This window comes from Sphingomonas antarctica (assembly GCF_965137005.1).
GTDB lineage: Bacteria > Pseudomonadota > Alphaproteobacteria > Sphingomonadales > Sphingomonadaceae > Sphingomonas_O > Sphingomonas_O antarctica.
Window position 1 is genome coordinate 44,071 of record NZ_CBCRXM010000006.1, and the last position, 18,250, is coordinate 62,320.

Annotated in this window: 19 protein-coding genes; 13 read left to right on the forward strand and 6 right to left on the reverse strand. The window is 64.5% G+C overall.

All coding sequences use genetic code 11. The features are described 5' to 3' along the window. Window positions 1-55: 55 nt before the first annotated feature. Window positions 56-244 carry a hypothetical protein gene (locus ACM9ME_RS08220; protein ID WP_415642977.1) on the forward strand — a complete coding sequence of 63 codons (189 nt, stop codon included), beginning with the start codon at window positions 56-58 and terminating at the stop codon, window positions 242-244. A 10-nt stretch (window positions 245-254) separates the two neighbouring features. Here ACM9ME_RS08220 and ACM9ME_RS08225 read toward each other — a convergent pair whose 3' ends face one another. Next, entirely contained in the window at window positions 255-830 is a 576-nt protein-coding gene (locus ACM9ME_RS08225) for a DUF2585 domain-containing protein (RefSeq protein WP_415642978.1), read from the reverse strand. Window positions 831-877: 47 nt separating this feature from the next. Here ACM9ME_RS08225 and gmk point away from each other — a divergent pair, with 47 nt between their 5' ends. Beyond that, entirely contained in the window at window positions 878-1,504 is a 627-nt protein-coding gene (gmk, locus tag ACM9ME_RS08230) for a guanylate kinase (protein ID WP_415642979.1), read from the forward strand. Window positions 1,505-1,552: 48 nt separating this feature from the next. Beyond that, complete coding sequence (locus ACM9ME_RS08235; protein ID WP_415642980.1) at window positions 1,553-2,113, forward strand: hypothetical protein; 561 nt, start codon at window positions 1,553-1,555, stop codon at window positions 2,111-2,113. Here ACM9ME_RS08235 and ACM9ME_RS08240 read toward each other — a convergent pair. The 4 genes from ACM9ME_RS08240 to ACM9ME_RS08255 are packed head-to-tail and all read right to left on the reverse strand — an operon-like array spanning window position 2,076 to window position 4,424. Next, complete coding sequence (locus tag ACM9ME_RS08240) at window positions 2,076-2,747, reverse strand: ATP12 family chaperone protein (protein ID WP_415642981.1); 672 nt, start codon at window positions 2,745-2,747, stop codon at window positions 2,076-2,078. The two genes, ACM9ME_RS08235 and ACM9ME_RS08240, sit on opposite strands and share 38 nt — an antisense overlap. Beyond that, the gene (locus ACM9ME_RS08245) at window positions 2,744-2,959 is read right to left on the reverse strand and encodes a hypothetical protein (protein ID WP_415642982.1); all 216 of its coding nucleotides are present in this window, start codon (window positions 2,957-2,959) and stop codon (window positions 2,744-2,746) included. The genes ACM9ME_RS08240 and ACM9ME_RS08245 overlap by 4 nt, the downstream gene beginning before the upstream one ends. After that, window positions 2,956-4,071 carry an RluA family pseudouridine synthase gene (locus ACM9ME_RS08250; protein ID WP_415642983.1) on the reverse strand — a complete coding sequence of 372 codons (1,116 nt, stop codon included), beginning with the start codon at window positions 4,069-4,071 and terminating at the stop codon, window positions 2,956-2,958. Before ACM9ME_RS08250 ends, ACM9ME_RS08245 begins: the two co-directional genes overlap by 4 nt. Further along, window positions 4,068-4,424, reverse strand: a complete 357-nt coding sequence (locus ACM9ME_RS08255; RefSeq protein ID WP_415642984.1) for a fluoride efflux transporter FluC — start codon at window positions 4,422-4,424, stop codon at window positions 4,068-4,070. Before ACM9ME_RS08255 ends, ACM9ME_RS08250 begins: the two co-directional genes overlap by 4 nt. A gap of 259 nt (window positions 4,425-4,683) precedes the next feature. On the opposite strand from ACM9ME_RS08255, the gene ACM9ME_RS08260 reads away from it, so the two are divergent. The 9 genes from ACM9ME_RS08260 to ACM9ME_RS08300 all read left to right on the forward strand — a co-directional run bounded on the left by ACM9ME_RS08260 (window position 4,684) and on the right by ACM9ME_RS08300 (window position 15,617). Beyond that, complete coding sequence (locus tag ACM9ME_RS08260) at window positions 4,684-6,117, forward strand: MFS transporter (protein WP_415642985.1); 1,434 nt, start codon at window positions 4,684-4,686, stop codon at window positions 6,115-6,117. A gap of 92 nt (window positions 6,118-6,209) precedes the next feature. Next, on the forward strand, window positions 6,210-7,478 hold the full coding sequence (locus ACM9ME_RS08265; protein WP_415642986.1) for an acyl-CoA dehydrogenase family protein: 1,269 nt from the start codon (window positions 6,210-6,212) through the stop codon (window positions 7,476-7,478). Beyond that, window positions 7,475-8,566: a Zn-dependent alcohol dehydrogenase gene (locus ACM9ME_RS08270; protein ID WP_415642987.1), complete on the forward strand. Its 1,092-nt coding sequence runs from the start codon at window positions 7,475-7,477 to the stop codon at window positions 8,564-8,566. The genes ACM9ME_RS08265 and ACM9ME_RS08270 overlap by 4 nt, the downstream gene beginning before the upstream one ends. 77 nt (window positions 8,567-8,643) lie before the next feature. Beyond that, window positions 8,644-9,624 (forward strand): phosphotransferase family protein, encoded by a 981-nt coding sequence (locus tag ACM9ME_RS08275; protein ID WP_415643099.1) that lies wholly within the window; start codon window positions 8,644-8,646, stop codon window positions 9,622-9,624. Next, window positions 9,621-10,382, forward strand: a complete 762-nt coding sequence (locus ACM9ME_RS08280) for an SDR family NAD(P)-dependent oxidoreductase (RefSeq protein WP_415642988.1) — start codon at window positions 9,621-9,623, stop codon at window positions 10,380-10,382. Before ACM9ME_RS08275 ends, ACM9ME_RS08280 begins: the two co-directional genes overlap by 4 nt. Beyond that, window positions 10,379-11,176: an SDR family NAD(P)-dependent oxidoreductase gene (locus ACM9ME_RS08285; protein WP_415642989.1), complete on the forward strand. Its 798-nt coding sequence runs from the start codon at window positions 10,379-10,381 to the stop codon at window positions 11,174-11,176. Before ACM9ME_RS08280 ends, ACM9ME_RS08285 begins: the two co-directional genes overlap by 4 nt. Window positions 11,177-11,318: 142 nt before the next feature. Further along, a complete protein-coding gene (locus tag ACM9ME_RS08290; protein ID WP_415642990.1) occupies window positions 11,319-12,263 on the forward strand; it encodes an aldo/keto reductase family protein in 945 nt (314 codons plus the stop codon). Then, window positions 12,260-13,483, forward strand: coding sequence for a serine hydrolase domain-containing protein (locus ACM9ME_RS08295; protein WP_415642991.1), 1,224 nt, complete (start codon window positions 12,260-12,262; stop codon window positions 13,481-13,483). Before ACM9ME_RS08290 ends, ACM9ME_RS08295 begins: the two co-directional genes overlap by 4 nt. A 127-nt stretch (window positions 13,484-13,610) precedes the next feature. After that, window positions 13,611-15,617, forward strand: coding sequence for a 3-hydroxyacyl-CoA dehydrogenase NAD-binding domain-containing protein (locus tag ACM9ME_RS08300; RefSeq protein WP_415642992.1), 2,007 nt, complete (start codon window positions 13,611-13,613; stop codon window positions 15,615-15,617). 158 nt (window positions 15,618-15,775) lie between these two features. Here ACM9ME_RS08300 and ACM9ME_RS08305 read toward each other — a convergent pair whose 3' ends face one another. After that, complete coding sequence (locus ACM9ME_RS08305; RefSeq protein WP_415642993.1) at window positions 15,776-16,702, reverse strand: SMP-30/gluconolactonase/LRE family protein; 927 nt, start codon at window positions 16,700-16,702, stop codon at window positions 15,776-15,778. A 74-nt stretch (window positions 16,703-16,776) separates the two neighbouring features. Between ACM9ME_RS08305 and ACM9ME_RS08310 the strand changes: the two genes are divergently transcribed. Next, window positions 16,777-18,207, forward strand: coding sequence for an NAD-dependent succinate-semialdehyde dehydrogenase (locus ACM9ME_RS08310; RefSeq protein WP_415642994.1), 1,431 nt, complete (start codon window positions 16,777-16,779; stop codon window positions 18,205-18,207). The last annotated feature ends 43 nt before the right edge of the window (window positions 18,208-18,250 follow it).

Below are 18,250 nucleotides of genomic sequence, written 5' to 3' on the forward strand. Positions count from 1 at the left end.
GCAACCAACCCGCCGCTCGCGCGTCTCTCCCGCAACTCATTCAGGGAGACACGTCATGCTTCGAACCATCATCGGCGCACTCATCGGCCGTGAAATCGATCGCCGCGATGGCGACAGCGGTATCAAGGGCACGATCATCGGCGCCGCCGCCCCGCGCATCCTGTCACGCCTCGGCCCGCTCGGCCTCGTCCTCGGCGGCGCGTACGTCGCGAAAAAGGCCTATGACCGGCGCAAGGCCGCCTAGAGCGGCGGCGCTATAGCGCCGTCTGCCACTGCTTGATCGCCTCCACCGGGTGGACGAGCATCAGCACGTTGAGCGTCAGATTGTCGCGGATGATCCCAAGGGTCAGCAGCTCGAACGCGATCGCAAGGGCGACCGTCATCCACCACGGGATGCGCCGCGCGACCGCGAAGCCAAAGGCCATCGCCGCGACATCGCTCATCGAATTGATGACCGTGTCGCCGGTATAGCCGAGCGCGATCGTCGCCTCGCGGTACCGGTCGATGATGATCGGCGAGTTTTCGAGCATCTCCCACGCCGCCTCGATCGCCACCGCCAGCGTCAGCCGCACTCCGGGCGAGGCGCGCCGGAACAGCAGCCAGCCGAAGAAATAGAACAGAAACCCGTGGATGATGTGGCTGGGCGTATACCAGTCGAACAGATGTTGGCTGTTCCCGGCATCGAGCGCGGGGTGAAACAGATCGACGTAACCGCACGTGCAGATCGCGTGCCGCCCGAACCCCAGCTCGACCGCGCCCATGACCAGAATGATCACCGCAACGATCGCCCAGTGCTTTGCGCGGATGTCATGGATCGAAACTTTGCTCATGCCCTTTTCATTGACCCTCCGCGCCCACGCGGGCAAGGCCGCGCGCGATGCTCAAGCGCCGCGGGATTCTTTTCGTCATCTCCAGCCCCTCGGGCGCTGGCAAGTCGACGATCGCGCGGATGCTGCTCAAATCCGATCCGACGCTGGCGATGTCGGTCTCCGCGACGACGCGCCCGATCCGGCCGGGCGAAGTCGATGGCAAGGATTACAACTTCGTCGATCTCGATACGTTCAAGCAGATGGTGGCCGACGGCGACTTTCTCGAATGGGCGCACGTCTTCGGCCATCGCTACGGCACGCCGAAGAAGCCGGTGTACGACAACCTCGCCGCCGGGCGCGATATCCTGTTCGATATCGACTGGCAGGGCGCACAACAGTTGTTTCAACAAGCCGGCGGCGATGTCGTCCGCACCTTCATCTTCCCGCCGTCGATCGAGGAACTCGAAGCCCGTCTGCGCAAGCGCGGCACCGACAGCGATGAAGTGATCGACGCGCGCATGGCGCGCGCCGCCTCCGAAATCAGCCACTGGGACGGTTACGATTACGTCCTGGTCAACGAAGTCGCGCAGGATTGCTTCGAGGGCGTGAAAAACATCCTCGACGCCGAACGTCACAAGCGCAGCCGCCAGACCGGTTTGATCGGCTTTGTCCGGGGCATGTCCAAGGCCGGTTGACGCATTCGCAGCGTGGCGTCACCCTTCCCTCACAAGGGGAGAGCAACCATGATCCGCATTCTGATCGGCAGCATCGTCGGCGGCATCGTCCAGTTCATCATCGGCGCGGTCGCCTGGGTCGGCTTCGGCAACATCGCGTATAAATTCGCCAGCGAAGCCAATGTCGCGGACCTGCATACCGCGCTCGCGCGGACGCTGACCGCCAGCGGCGACGGCACTTACGTCATCCCGATGCCGGAAACCGCGCAAGGGACGGCGCTGCTCGGCAAAGGGCCAGTGGCGATGATCTTTTTCCATTCGGGCGGCAGCACGCCGTTCAGCCCGGGCGCCCTGCTCATCGGCCTGGTCATGTCGGTGCTGATGCTGTTCATCGTCGGCACCGCGCTCAGCCGCCTCGATACGCTGGCCGACCGGATGCGGGTGATGATCCTGTTTGCGGTCGCCACGGTCGGTTATTTCACGCTGTCGCTGCCGGTCTATAATCACTTCATGCCGTGGACGTGGTGGGTGTTCCTGACGATCGAGGAATTCATCGCCTTCGTCGCGGGGGCTTACGTCATGCTGCGCTGGTTCATGCCTGCAACAGTCGCAAGAACGACGCTGCGCTGAGGAAATCGCGCCGCCGTGCCTCGCGCGCGGCGGTGGCGAGATAATCCTCGCCCCATTTACCGGCCTGCCACAGTTCGTCGACATGCGTTGCGTCGAACGCCGCTTCGGCCGTGATCGCGCCCTCGAAGACTGCCAGCGCGGTGATCAGCGACCCCCCGATCGTCGCCAATTGCTGCAAGCCGACAAGTTGGAACGGGTCAACCGCATGCACCGCTGCGCCCAGCCGCTCGACCGTCGCGATGGGCTGCGCGACGTGGATGATCCCCACCGTCACATGGAACGCGACGTCATATCGCCCGCGCGCCCAGGCGAGCAGCGGGTCCCAAACCGCCGCTTCCTCCGCCGCGAGATCGGGATCGTCGGCGCGATAAGATAGCAGGTCGCTCTCGGCATATGCCGCGACACTCTCCGCCAGCGTGTCATCGGCGCGGTCGATCGCGGCATTGCTGAGCCCGGTCAGCGGCATCGCGGCGGGCTTCACTTCACCTTCGACTGCGCGCCATTCTTCCGCGACAGCCTCGGCCAGAGTGGCATTGGGCAGCGTCAGTTCGGCCCGCGCCGGTGTCCGCACCGGGCGGGCATCGAGGCGGATCGCGCCACCCTCGACCGTTACGTCACGCCAGAACCGCTTCATCCCTTGTCGGCATTCTTCCATGCCCGGACGAGCAATTGCGGCACGACGATCACGTCGATCACCCCAACCGCAATCAGGGTGTAGCCCAGGATTTCCGCCGGTTCGACCAATCGTTTGGCGATGATCGCCACGCCCAGCATCGCAATCGCCAGGCCGGAGAAACGCAGGAAAGTCAGGAAGAAAAACCTCTTCTTGGCGTCATCCTCGGTCATGGCTTGGCACCTCGCGAACGCCGCTCGCCCTTGCGGGCTTTCCGCGCCGATTTGGCCTTGTTCAGCGCGGCGCGCGCCTTGCCCTCGGCGGTGTCCTTGAACTTGACCTCTTCGATCTCGAGCACGTCGCCGATCAGCTCGTCGAACCCAAGATCGTCCATACTCTCGGCGAAATGCGTCGGCAGTTTGGCGGTCACGTCGAGCGGCGGACCATCGGGATGATCGATCCTCAACCGCCGCGCGTGCAGATGCATCTTGCGGCTGACGGTGCCGGTCAGGAACGCGTCGCGTCCGCCATATTTTCCGTCGCCGACGATGGGATGCCCGATCGCCGCCATGTGCACGCGCAACTGATGCGTGCGCCCGGTCATCGGCTGCAATTCGACCCACGCCGCGCGATTGCCGGCGCGCTCGATGACGCGATAGCGTGTCCGCGCCGCGGCGCCTTCCTTTTCGTCGACATGCATTTTTTCGCCGCCCGATCCCGGCTGCTTGGCGATGGGCAGGTCGATCAGGCCGTCATGCACCTCCGGCACGCCCATCACGATCGCCCAGTACACCTTGCGCGCGGTGCGGCTAGAAAAGCCCTTGGCGAAAAACGCCGCGGCCTTGGCCGAGCGCGCGACCAGCAGCACGCCCGAGGTATCCTTGTCGAGCCGGTGGACCAGCTTGGGCCGGCCAGCACCTTCGTCAAATGCATCGAGCAAACCATCGACATGCTCGATCGTCCCCGATCCGCCTTGTGTCGCCAGACCCGGCGGCTTGTTGAGCACGATCGCCGATGCGTCCTTGTGGATCACCATGTGGCGCATGAAATCCATTTCATCGGGTGTCAGCGCCAGCTTCAGCCGCTCCGGCTTGGCGCGCTCTTTGACCTCGGGCTCGATCGGCGGGACGCGCAAAACTTGCCCCGCGGCGATGCGGTCGCCCGGCCCCGCGCGCGCGCCGTCGACGCGGAGTTGCCCGGTGCGCGCCCAGCGCGACACGAGGTTGAAGCTCGCTTCGGGCAAATGCCGCTTGAACCAGCGGTCCAGCCGGATGCCGTCATCGTCCGCCGCGACGGTGAACTGGCGAACGTCGGTGATTTTCGGGGTGATGTCCTTGCCGCTCATGCCGCGCGCACCAGCATCAGGCCGGCACCCAGCGCGACGATCGATCCGGCCACGCTCAGCCCGATGTAAGTCAGCGCCAACGGCACCTGCCCGCGCTCGATCAGGAACCAGCTATCCAGGCTGAACGCCGAAAAGGTCGTGAACCCGCCGAGCACTCCGACGCCGAGCAACAGCCGCGCCTGCTCGTTTCCCGCCGCCGTCCGCATCAGCCCGCCGACCAAAGCTCCCATCAACAGGCCACCGAGCAGATTGACCGCCAGAGTTCCCCACGGCGCGGTAAAGCGGCTCACCGCCAGATAGCGCGCGCCGGACCCCAAGGCACCGCCGAGCATCACGAGAAGAAGATTGGGCATAAAGGATAGCTTAGCGAGAGATCGCCACCCTGTCGAAGCCTCACCGCCTCGTCACCCTGACGGAAGTCAGGGTCCATTCGCCCTCCATCGCAATCAGAGAACCAATGGACCCCGGCTCGGAGGCCGGGGTGACGCAGGTTCTCACCAACCTTCGTCGCTCCGGACTTGATCCGGGGCCAGCTTCTTCCCTGGTTGACGCGCACGTCAACCGCCCGCATCCTCAAACCCAAAGCGGCGCGAAGCCGTGAGTGGAGAGGCAATGACGACCACCCCCGCGCACGACCGCGTGCCGTTTCGCGTGAAATTCGCCTATGGCATCGGTGCGATCGCTTACGGCATCAAGGATAACGGGTTTTCGACCTTCCTGTTGCTGTTCTACAATCAGGTGATCGGCCTGCCGCCGGGGACCGTCGGTCTGGTCATCGCGCTCGCCTTGCTGTTCGACGCGTTCATCGATCCGCTGCTGGGGCTGCTCAGCGACCGCACGAACACCCGTTTGGGACGGCGCCATCCGTGGCTCTATGCTTCGGCAATTCCCATCGCGATCAGCTGGGCGTTGTTGTGGCATCCGCCCGCGAACGTGTCCGAACCCGTGCTGATCGTCTGGCTGCTCGCCACCGCCGTCGCGACCCGCGCCGCGATCTCGAGCAACGAGGTGCCGAGCTATGCCCTCGCCCCCGAAATGACCCGCGATTATCACGAGCGCACGTCGGTGTTCGCCTATCGTTACGTCTTCGGCTGGCTCGGTGGGCTGGGCTTTCTGATGCTCGCGTTCGGCTATTTCCTGAAGCCGCCGCACGGCGCGCAGACCGGTCCGCTGGCGCTGGTCGGTTACGGCAATTACGGCTCTTGGGGCGCAATCCTGATGGCCGTGTGCGTCATTGCCTCCGCGCTCGGTACGCAGAAATTCGCATTGCGCCACAAGGCGACGCCAGTGCCGCATTACGGCGTCGCGGAGATGGTCCGCGGTCTGCGTCAGACGCTCGCCAATCGCGGCTTCCTGATCCTTATGGCAGCGGGGATGATCAGCTACACCGCGCAGGGGATCAGCTTTTCGCTGTCCAACTATCTGCTCGGTTTTTTCTGGCAGCTGAAGCCCGCCCAGTTTCTGACCTATTCGATGATCCTGTTCTGCGGCGTAATCGCCTCGGCGATCATCGCCGCGCCGCTCAGCCGCCGGTTGGGCAAGCGCAGCGCGGCGGCGTGGTGCGCATTTCTCGGGTGCTCGATTCAGACGCTGCCGTATTGGCTGCGCCTGATCGGGGTTTATCCGCTGCCTGGCGATCCGTTGGCGGTGCCGCTGTTCTTCTCGACGGTGTTCTTCAACTCGACCTTCGGTGTCGCCAGCTTCATCATCACCGCCTCGATGATGTCGGATGTCGTCGAGGATTCGGAGGAAACGACCGGGCGCCGCGAGGAAGGGCTGTTCTTCGCCGGCGCGTTGTTCATGCAGAAATGCTCGGGCGGCCTTGGCATCCTCGGCACGGGTATCGTCCTGAGCATTGCAGCGTTTCCGGCCAAGGCGGTCCCAGGTACGGTCCCGCAACCCGTGTTGGACAATCTCGCATTGCTTTACGCCTCGCTTTACCTCGGGCTCGGCGCGATCGCCGCATTCCTCCTCACGCGATTCCCGTTCGGGAAAGAGGAGCACGAGGCGCGCCTGGCGCGGCTGGCCGCGGCTTCACAGCCATAACGTCACGGCTTGCCGTAGCGTCACCCGAAAGGGGCTAGGCAAGCCCCGCGAAACCACGCCATAGGCTTGACGCAAACGTAAAGGAGAGCGGCGTGGACTTCGACCTGACCGAGCGGCAGAGCTATTGGCGCGACCGCGTCCGCGACCACATCGAACGCTTCGTCGTCCCCCGCGTCCCCGACTATTACGCGCAACAGGCGGAGGGCAGCCGCTGGAAGGTTCTGCCCGTCGTCGAGGAGGAAAAGGCGCGCGCCAAACAGGCGGGCATCTGGAACCTGTTCATGCCGCCGGGCAGCGCGCTGAAGCACGTCGACGAAAGCTTCGAATTCGACGGCCCCGGCCTGACCAACATGGAATATGCGCTGTGCGCCGAGGAAATGGGCCGCGTCGGCTTCGCGTCCGAAGTGTTCAACTGCTCCGCGCCCGACACCGGCAACATGGAAGTGTTCCACCGTTACGGCACGCGCGAGCAGAAGGACAAATGGCTCAAGCCGCTGATGGAAGGCGAAATCCGCTCCGCCTTCCTGATGACCGAGCCTGCCGTCGCCTCGTCGGACGCCACCAACATCGAAACCTCGATCCGCCGCGAAGGCGACGAATATGTGCTCAACGGCGTCAAATGGTGGTCGTCGGGTGCGGGCGATCCGCGCTGCAAGATCGCCATCGTCATGGGCAAGACCGATTTCGAGGCACAACGCCATTCGCAGCAATCGATGGTGCTGATGGAACTCGACGCGCCGGGCGTGAACATCCTGCGCCACCTGCCAGTGTTCGGTTACGACGATGCGCCGCATGGCCATATGGAAATCGAGCTCAAGGATGTCCGCATCCCCGCGTCGAACATGCTGCTGGGCGAAGGCCGCGGCTTCGAAATCGCGCAAGGCCGCCTCGGGCCGGGCCGCATTCACCATTGCATGCGGACCATCGGCACCGCCGAAGTCGCGCTCGAGAAAATGGCCAAGCGGCTTCTGTCGCGCGTCGCCTTCGGCAAGACGATCGCCAGCCACAGCGTGTGGGAACAGCGTATCGCTCGCGCCCGCATCGACATCGAAATGACACGCCTCTTGTGCCTCAAGGCGGCTGATTTGATGGACAAGGTCGGCAATAAGGCGGCGGCTGCCGAAATCGCGATGATCAAGGTCCAGGCACCCAACATGGCGCTGCAGATCATCGACGACGCGATTCAGGCGCATGGCGGCGGCGGCGTGTCGGAAGATTTCGGTCTGGCGCATATGTGGGCGGGCCAACGCACCCTGCGCCTCGCCGACGGCCCCGACGAAGTTCACGCCCGCGCCATCGCCCGGCTCGAATTCGGCAAATATGGCGGCGTCCCGCGCCCCGACAAGGGCGCGTCGCGGTGAAGGCTGCGGTTCTTCACAAGGCGAAAGAACCGCTGACGATCGAGGACGTCCGCGTCGCTAACCCCGGCGCGCACGAAGTCCTCATCCGCACCGCGGCATGCGGCGTGTGCCGCAGCGACCTGCACTTCGTCGACGGCGCCTACCCGCATGCCATGCCCTGCATTCCGGGGCATGAAGCGGCGGGCGTCGTCGAAGCGGTCGGCAGCGAAGTCCGCTCGGTCAAGGTCGGCGATGCGGTGGTCACCTGCCTGTCGGCATTTTGCGGGCATTGCGAATTCTGCGTCACCGGGCGCATGTCGCTGTGCCTCGGCGCGGAGACGCGGCGCGGATCGAAGGACGCGCCGCGCCTGACCTTCGAAAGTTCGGGCGACACGATCAGCCAGATGCTCAACCTCAGTGCATATGCCGAAATGATGCTGGTCCACGAACATGCCTGCGTCGCCATCGATCCCGAAATGCCGCTGGACCGCGCCGCGATCCTCGGCTGCGCGGTGGTCACCGGCGCAGGCGCGATCTGGAACGGCGCAGGCGTGCGGCCCGGCGAAACGGTGTGCATCGTCGGCTGCGGCGGCGTCGGCCTCGCGGCGGTCAATGCCGCGAAGATCGCCGGCGCGGGCCGGATCATCGCTTGCGACCCCGTTCCCGAGAAGCGCGCTTTGGCCGAGAAGCTGGGCGCGACGGATACGGTCGACGCGGGTGCCGAACTGGCGGCAGAAAAGGTCGTCGAGCTGAGCAAGGGCGGCGTCGATCACGCGATCGAAGCGGTCGGACGCCCCGCCTCGGGCGAACTCGCCGTCCGTTCATTGCGCCGTGGCGGCACCGCGACGATCCTCGGCATGATGCCGTTGAACCACCAGGTCGGCCTGAGTGCGATGGATTTGCTCAGCGGCAAGCGGCTGCAAGGCGCGTTGATGGGCGGCAACCGCTTCCCGGTCGATATCCCGCGCCTGGTCGATCACTATCTGCGCGGGCAACTCGACCTCGACACGATCATCGCCGAGCGCATGCCGCTCAGCCGCATCAACGACGCCTTCGCGAAACTCCGCGAGGGCGACAGCGTCCGCACCGTGATGGTGTTCGACGCGTGAACGCCGAACAGGATTTCGTCGGCACCGCCGCCCCGGTGGGCGCGGACATTCTCGATGTGGCGCGCCTCACCGCGTGGATGCAGGACAATGTCGCGGATTTTGCCGGCCCGCTGACCGTCAGCAAATTCAAGGGCGGTCAGTCCAACCCGACCTACCGCCTCGACACGCCGTCCACCGCCTATGTCCTCCGCCGCAAACCCTATGGTGAGTTGCTCCCGTCGGCGCACGCCGTGGACCGCGAATATTTCATTATCGATCACCTCAACCGCGCCGGGTTCGTCACCCCGCGCGCCTACGGCCTGTGTCAGGACGACAGCGTCATCGGCAGCTGGTTCTACGTCATGGCGATGGTCGAGGGGCGGACGATCTGGGACGCCGCGATGGACGGATCGACGCCGGCCGAGCGCCGCGCCGTCACGTTCGAAATGGTCGATGTCCTCGCGCGTCTGCACAATATCGACTGCGAACAGGCCGGTGTCGGCGCATACGGCAAACCCGGCAATTATTTCGAGCGGCAGATCGCGCGCTGGACCAAGCAATATCGCGCGTCGGAGACCGAGCGGCTCGAGCCGATGGAGCGGTTGATCGACTATCTCGCGCGCACCATTCCCGAACAGACGCGCATTTCGGTCGTCCACGGCGACTATCGCAACGACAATCTGATTTTCGCCAAGGACCGGCCCAAAATCCTCGCGGTGCTGGACTGGGAGCTCTCGACAATCGGCGATCCACTCGCCGACTTTACCTATTTCTGCATGGCCTGGGTGACCGAAAATGGCGGCCGCTCGGGCGTCGCCGATTTGGATCGCGCGGCGCTCGGCATCCCCGAGCTCGACGAAGTGGTCGCGCGTTATTGCGCCGCGACGGACCGCGACGGGGTTCCCGACATGAACTGGTATCAGGCCTATAATCACTTCCGCCTCGCGGGCATTTTGCAAGGCATCAAAAAGCGCGTGCAGATCGGGACCGCATCCTCCGCTCACGCCAAGGACATGAGCGCGCGCGTCGAACCACTCGCCGCCCGCGCATGGGAATTCGCACAGAAAGCAGGCGCATGAATTTGTTCGACATGACCGGCAAGGTCGCCATCGTCACCGGCTCCTCACGCGGCATCGGCGAGGCCATCGCCCATGCCCTTGCCGATCACGGGGCGAAGGTGACGATCACCAGTCGCAATCTGGAGGACTGCCAAAAGGTCGCCGACGCGATCAACGCCAAACATGCGGGCAGCGCCATCGCCATCGCCTCCAGCCTGTCGGCAAAAGAGTCGCTCCAGACGATGGTCGACGCGACCGTAGCAGCATTCGGCCCGGTGGACGTCCTCATCTGCAACGCCGCGTCGAACCCGCATTACGGGCCGATGGCGACGATCACCGACGAGCAACTCCGCAAGACGCTCGACAACAATATCGTCGCGCAACACTGGCTGATCCAGATGGTCGCTCCGGCCATGCTGGAGCGCAAATCCGGCTCGATCGTCATCGTCTCGTCGATCGGCGGCCTGCGCGGTTCGCCGATCCTCGGGGCCTATGCGATCACCAAGGCGGCGGACATTCAGATGACCAAGAACCTCGCCCGCGAATATGGCCGCAGCAACGTGCGCATCAATTCGATCGCGCCGGGGCTGGTGAAGACCGATTTCGCCAAAGCGCTGTGGGAAAACCCCGAAAACCTGAAAGCCTCGACGTCGAACGCGTGCCTCGGCCGCATCGGTGAGCCGCACGAAATCGCCGGTGCGGCTGTGTATCTCGCCAGCGATGCGTCGAGCTTCATGACCGGGCAAACGATCGTGGTGGATGGCGGGGTGGTGGTATGAGTGGACGTCTGAGCGGCAAGGTCGCCATCATCACTGGTGCGGGCTCGGGCATCGGCCGCGCCTCGGCCAAATTGTTCGCCAGCGAAGGCGCCAAACTGGTCCTCGGGGACAAGACTGCCGCCGTCCATGAAACCGCCGCGATGATCGGCGACAATGCCGTTGCGCTCGAAATCGACGCAGGCGTCGAGGCGGACGTCCAGAAACTCGTCGCCACCGCGTTCGACAAATTCGGTCGGCTCGACATCGCCTTTGCGAATGCGGGCGTGTCGGGCGGGATGAACGGCATCTTCGATCTGGAACCCGATTTCTTCGCCGAAGTCCTGCGCGTGAACCTCATCGGCCCATGGCTGATGGTGAAGCATGCGGGCAAGGCAATGATGGACCAGAACGAAGGCGGGGCGATCCTCCTCACCGCCAGCGTCGCGGGCATCCGCTCCGGCGCGGGCGGCCCGGCCTATTCGGCGTCAAAGGCAGGGGTGATCAACCTCGCGATGACCAGTGCGCAACAGCTCACGGGCACGGGCGTGCGCGTCAACGCGCTGTGTCCCGGCCTGACCGAGACCGGCATGACCAAACCCACCTTCGATTATGCCAAGGACAAGGGCGTGATGGACAAGGTCGGCCGCCTCAACCCGCTGAAACGCGCCGCGCAGGCCGAAGAACTTGCACAGGCCGCCCTGTTCCTCGCCAGCCCCGAAGCCAGCTACGTCAACGGACAAGCGCTTGCCGTCGATGGCGGGCTCAGCTCCTCGCACCCCGTCACCCGCCAGCTCACAGGACAGACGGCGGTATGACGCCCCACGAGCCCGTTTGTGCTGAGGAGCCGTTGAGCTTGTCGAAACGGCGTCTCGAAGCACGGAGCGCGATGCCGACCCTTCGAGACGCGCCTTCGACGGGCTCAGTCGCTCCTCAGGGCGAACGGATGGGAGAGAAGCAATGAAATATCGCGATCTTGGCGACAGCGGGATTTCGGTCTCCGAAATCTGCCTTGGCAGCTGGCTGACTTATGGCGTCGGCGTCGATACGTCTGCCGCCGAAGCCTGCATCGCCCGTGCGTTCGATGAAGGCATCAACTTCATCGATACGGCGAATATTTACGGGAAGGGCGCCGCCGAAACCTTCCTCGGCCATGCGCTGAAGGGCCGCGCGCGGGACAGCTATGTTCTCGCGACCAAATTGTTCTGGCCGATGACCGACACCGACAAGGGCCTGTCGCGCGCGCAGATCGAGAAGCAGCTCAATGCGTCGCTGACCCGTCTCAAGACCGATTACATCGACCTCTACCAATGCCACCGCTACGACCCCGAAACGCCGCTGCAGGAAACCATGGAAGCGCTGACCCGCGCGGCCGACAGCGGCAAGGTGCGGCACATCGGGTTTTCCGAATGGTCGCCGCAGAATATCCGCGATGCGCTGGCCATTTCAGGCGTCACCAAGTTTGTTTCCAGCCAGCCGCAATACTCGCTGCTGTGGCGGCAGATCGAAAAAGAAGTCATCCCGCTCTGCGCCGCCAACGGGATCAGCCAGATCGTCTGGTCGCCGCTCGCGCAGGGGTTTCTCACCGGCAAATACCATCCCGGCAGCCCGCCCCCCGCCGGCAGTCGCGCGACCAACGACGCGATGAATACCTTTACGGGCGCATTCATGCGCGACGATTTGCTCACCGCGATTCAGCAATTGAGGCCGCTCGCTGACGAAGCCGGCTGCACCATGGCGCAATTCGCGCTCGCCTGGGTGCTGCGTCAACCCAACGTCGCCAGCGCGATCGTCGGGGCCAGCCGGCCCGAACAGGTCAGCGACAATACCAAGGCGAGCGGGCTGACCATCGACCCGGCTCTGTTCGCCAAGGCCGAAGCCATCATCGGAGCCGTGCCGCGATGACCCTGACCGTTTCCGATCCCCAATCGCTCGGCTTCGACGCTGCCCGCCTCGCGCGGATCGATGCGCATCTTCAATCGAAGTACATTGATGGCGGGCGTTATCCGCATGCCGCACTGCTGATCGGGCGCGGCGACGAAATCGCGCATCTGTGGGTCTCCGGCGACGCGCGACCCGGCGAGGCGCTCAAGGAAGACGCGATCTTCCGCATCGCCTCGATGACCAAGCCGATCACCTCGATCGCGGTGATGCAGTTGGTCGAACAGGGCAAGGTCGCGCTCAGTGAACCGATCGCCAAATATCTCCCCGAATTCGCCACCACTGGCGCGTTCGTCTCTGGCAGCGGCAACACCCCGTTCGTTACGCGGCCGTTGCTTCAACCGATCCGCATCCTCGATCTGCTGCGCCATACCTCTGGACTGACCTACAGCTTTCAGGAACGCAGCAACATCGACGCGGCCTACCGCAAGGGCGGGTTCGAACGTTTCGACGGGCCCGACATGGCGACATACGTCAAGACCGTCGCCGCGCTGCCTCTCGAGTTCGAGCCTGGTTCGGCGTGGAATTACTCGATCTCCACCGACATCCTCGGCGCGCTGGTCGAGAAGATTTCGGGCCAGACGCTCGCCGAATATTTCCAGAAGCACATCTTCGGTCCGCTCGGCATGGTCGACACCAGTTTTCAATTGCCCGCCGACAAGACTGATCGCCTGACCGATTGCTATGTCTGGGATCCGAAGACGCGGATGAAGGCCTATGACAGTGGCGCGAACAGCGCATGGTCGCGCAAGCCGAACTATTATTCGGGCGGCGGCGGCCTCGTCTCCACCTTGGCGGACTACCACCGCTTCACGCGCATGCTGCTGGGCGGCGGCGAACTCGACGGCCAGATCATCGTCGCGCCGCACACCATCCGCCTGATGACGGCGAACCACCTCCCCGGCGGCGGCGACCTGACCCAGCACAGCAAATCGCTATTCTCGGAGGCCGAAAATGCCGGTGCGGGCTTCGGTCTAGGCTTCGGCGTGACGATCGATCCGGCGGCGACGATGATGCCCGGCAATGCCGGCGACTTTTACTGGGGCGGGATGTTCTCGACCGGCTTCTTCGTCGATCCGGTCGACGACATCATCATGATTTTCATGACCCAGTTGATGCCATCGAGCGCCTATCCGGTGCGCCGCGAAATCAAGACGATGTTGTATTCGGCTTTGACGGGGTGACTCCCCGCTAACCCAAAACTCATTCGTCACCCGGACTTGATCCGGGGTCCATTGGCCCTCCGTTTCGGCAGTGTGCGAATGGATCCCGGATCAAGTCCGGGATGACGGCAACTCTAGGAGAGCAGTTATGACCGACCCCATCCGCGCCGAACGTGACGGCGACATCGCCGTCATCATTTCGAACAACCCGCCGGTCAACGCCCTCGGCGCGGCGGTTCGCATCGGCCTCGACCGCGAGTTGAAAGCTGCGCTGGCCGATGACAGCGTCAAGGCGATCGTCATCCGTTGCGACGGTCGCACCTTCTTCGCGGGCGCCGACATCACCGAATTCACCAAGCCGCCGGTCGAACCGATGCTCAACGTCGTGATCGACGCCATCGAAGCCGCGACCAAGCCGGTCATCGCCGCGATCCACGGCACTGCGCTTGGCGGCGGCTGCGAAGTCACGCTCGGCTGTCATTACCGCATCGCCGTCCCCTCAGCGAAGATCGGCGTACCCGAGGTCAAGCTCGGCCTGCTCCCCGGCGCGGGCGGCACGCAGCGCTTGCCGCGCGTGGCGAGCGTCGCCGCTGCTGCCGAAATGTGCTCGTCGGGGACGCCGGTCTCCGCCAAGAAGGCGTTCGAGATCGGTCTGGTCGACAAGCTCGCCGGTGAGGACAGCCTGGCCGCCGATGCCATTGCCTTCGCCCGCGAGTGCATCGCCAAGGGCGCCCGCCCGTCGCGCGACTTGCCGGTCAAGGGCACCGCCGACGACGTCAAGGCCGTCGCCGAAGCCAATGCCCGCAAGTTCAAGGGCTTCGACGCCCCCGCCGCCAACCTCCGCTGCGTCGAGGCCGCGACCCGTCTGCCGTTCGACGAAGGTATCGCGTTCGAACGCGCCGAATTCATGAAGCTGATGATGGGCAGCCAGTCGGCCGCACAGCGCCACATCTTCTTCGCCGAGCGTCAGGCCGCCAAGATCGACGGCATCGGCGAAGACGTGAAAGCGCGTCCCATCGCCAAGGTCGGCGTGATCGGCGCGGGCACGATGGGCGGCGGCATTTCGATGAACTTCCTGTCCGCCGGCATCCCCGTCACCATCGTCGAGATGCAGCAGGACGCGCTCGATCGGGGCACCGGCACGATGCGCAAGAATTACGAAGCGACCGCCGCCAAGGGCCGCATCAAGCCCGAACAGGTCGAAGCCGCGATGGGCGCGCTGACCCCTACGCTCAAGCTCGAAGACTTGGCCGATTGCGACCTGATCATCGAGGCGGTTTATGAATCGATGGACGTCAAAAAGGACATTTTCGGCAAGCTCGACAAGATTTGCAAACCCGGCGCGATCCTCGCCTCGAACACGTCGTACCTCGACGTCGACGAGATCGCGGCGAGCACCAGCCGCCCGCAGGACGTGCTCGGTATGCACTTCTTCTCGCCCGCCAACGTGATGAAGCTGCTCGAAGTCGTCCGTGGTGAAAAGACCGCGCCCGATGCGCTCCTCACGGCGATGGGCATTGCCAAGAAGATCGGCAAGGTCGCTGTCGTCGCGGGCGTCTGCCACGGCTTTATCGGCAACCGCATGCTGATGCCGCGTCAGGTCGAGGCGATGAAGCTGCTGATGGAAGGCGCCACGCCCGAACAGATCGACAAGGTCCATACCGATTTCGGCATGCCGATGGGGCCGTTCCAGATGAGCGACTTGGCCGGCGTCGATATCGGCTGGCACCGCGATCCCAACCGCATCGAAAACCTCCGCGACGAACTCGCTGCGGCGGGCCGCTGGGGTCAGAAGACCGGCAAGGGCTTTTACGATTACGACGACAAGCGCCGCCCCACTCCCAGCGCCGAGGTGCAGGGCATGATCGACACATGGTCGGTCAAGACCGGCGCGACCAAGCGCGCGATCACCGAAGAGGAAATCATCGAGCGCACGCTCTACCCGATGGTCAACGAAGGCTATCTGATCCTCGAGGAAGGCAAGGCGCAGCGTGCGTCGGACATCGATGTCGTGTGGATCTACGGCTATGGCTGGCCGGTCTATCGCGGCGGCCCGATGTTCTGGGGCGACCTCGAAGGCGCGAAGAAGATCGTGGCAGGGCTGGAGAAGCACGGGTTTGCGGTGGCGAAGTCGCTGAAGGCGAAGGCCGCCTAGTCAGTAAGCGGGACCCCGGCTCGGAGGGCGGGGTGACGGGCGATTTGCTCATCAGAATTCGTCCCCCCGGACTTGATCCGTGGTCCATTCGCCCGCCGTCCGCAAACGAATGCAAATGGACCCTGACCTTCGTCAGGGTGACGGCCTCCTCTCGCGTGCTACCCTTCATGTGCCAACTCCAACCCCGGCCGCGCCCATTCCCGCTTGGCCAACCGCCCGGTCCCCGACAGCGTGACATAGGCCGTGCGCATATCCGCGCCGCCCCAACAGATATTGGTCGTGAACACATCCTCGGTCGCCACGAACTCGACCAGCCCGCCACCCGGCGCAACGACGCTGATCCCACTCTGCCCGATTGTCGCGACGCACACATTGCCGCTCGCTTCGACCCCCAATGAATCGAACCAGCGATACCCCTCGGGCGAATAGAGGAATTTCGCGCCGCTTGCGGTCAGGCTCTCCCCGCCACCGACCTGGCCCGGCCCGGTGACATCGAACGCGTACAATTTGCAGGTATAGGTTTCCGCCACAAACAACGTCTTGCCGTCGGGCGACAGCCCGATGCCGTTCGGATTCTCCATCGGAAAAATGACTTCGCGGCACTCGCTGCCATCGGCCTTGGCATAGAACACGCCGGTCACGTCGCGGCTGCGCTTGTCGTAAAATGTCTTGCCGTGATCGGTGAACCAGAAGCCGTCATGCGTATCGAACACGATGTCGTTCGGCCCGCGTAAGGGGGCGTTCGACGCTTCGGAATACAGCGTCTCGACCGCCCCCGTCATCACATCGACGCGCTGGATGCTGCCGCCGATCCAGTCAGGCGCGGTGCCGTGCGGCGCGAGCATCCCGTTGCTCTCGATATAGTGAAATCCGCCATTGTTACAGACGTACAGCTTGCCGTCCGGCCCGAACGCCAGCCCGTTCGGCCCGCCGCCCACATCGGCGACCAACGCCTTGCTGCCATCGGGCAAACACCGCGTGATCCGCCCGGCTTCGATCTCGGTGACGATCACGCTGCCATCGGCGCAGGCCACCGGTCCTTCGGGAAAGCGCAGCCCCGTGGTCATGATCTGCCAGTCGCTCATCGCATCTCTCCCGCCTGTTCCTGCGTTTCGAGTGAGGCTAGGGACGGTGCGACATCAGGACAAGGACCGTGACGATGACCGATTACTCCGCCGAACTCGGCTTGTTCATCGACGGCGCCTGGGCCTCGGGCGAAGGGCGTGACGCCAGCGCGGTGATCGACCCGTCGACCGGCGACACCATTGCCGAAGTCACCCACGCCACCCCCGCCGATCTCGACGTGGCACTCGCCGCCGCCGATGCCGCCTTCAAGCCCTGGGCGGCGACGTCGCCAGACGAGCGCGCGGTCATCCTGCATAAGGCGGCGGCGCTGCTCCGCGACCGGACCGACGCCATCGCCCGCACGCTGACGCAGGAACAGGGCAAGCCGATCGCCGAAGCCAAGGGCGAAGTCGCCGGCGCGGCGCAGATGCTCGACTGGTATGCCGAAGAAGCCAAGCGGCTCTATGGCCGCGTTCTCGTCCGCCCGACGGGTCAGCGTTCGCTCGTCATCCGCCAACCCGTCGGCGTCGCGGCACTGTTCACCCCGTGGAACTTCCCGCTCTATCTCCTCGCCAAGAAAGTCGCGCCTGCGCTGGCCAGCGGTTGCGTGGCGATTGCCAAGCCGCCCGAGGAGACGCCCGGTTGCACCGCCGCGCTCGCCCGGGCGCTGGCCGATGCAGGCCTCCCGCACGGCGTGTTCCAGATCGTCCACGGTGTGCCCGACACGGTCAGCCGCCACCTCATCGCGTCGCCGGTGGTGCGCAAAGTCAGCTTCACCGGCTCGGTCCCGGTCGGCAAGCATCTGATGAAGCTCGCCGCCGACGGCGTGAAGCGCGTCACGATGGAATTGGGCGGCCACGCGCCGGTGCTGATCTTCGACGATTGCGATCTGGAAAAGACGCTCGACATGGTCGTGCCGCAGAAATTCCGGAATGCGGGTCAGGTCTGCGTGTCGCCGACGCGCTTTTACGTCCAGGCGGGCATTTACGACGCGTTTCTCAAAGGCTTTGCCGATCGCACCGCCAGCGTGAAAATCGGCAACGGACTGCAGGCCGACACCAAAATGGGCCCGCTCGCCAACACCCGCCGCCCCGATGCCATCGGTGCCCTGGTCGACGATGCCCGGGCCAAAGGCGCGCGCGTGCTCGCGGGCGGCGAACGCGGCGATGCGGGTTTCTTTTTCCAGCCGACTTTGCTCGCCGACGTTCCCGATCACGCCGACATCATGTCCAACGAACCCTTCGGACCAGTCGCCGTGACGCGGTCGTTCGAAACGTTCGACGATGCGATCGAACAGGCCAACCGCCTACCTTTCGGCCTCGCCGCGTTCGCCTTCACCGAAAACGGCCGCCGCGCGAACCTCCTCGGCGACGCGCTGGAATCGGGCATGGTCGGCATCAACACCTTCGCCATCTCCAGCGCCGACGCACCATTCGGCGGGGTCAAGGAATCGGGCTTCGGTAGCGAGGGCGGGAGCGAGGGGATGGACGCGTATCTGAATACCAAGGCGATCCATCAGGCCTGAACAGACCTAATCGAGCCATGTCGCCCCTGCGCAGGCAGGGGCG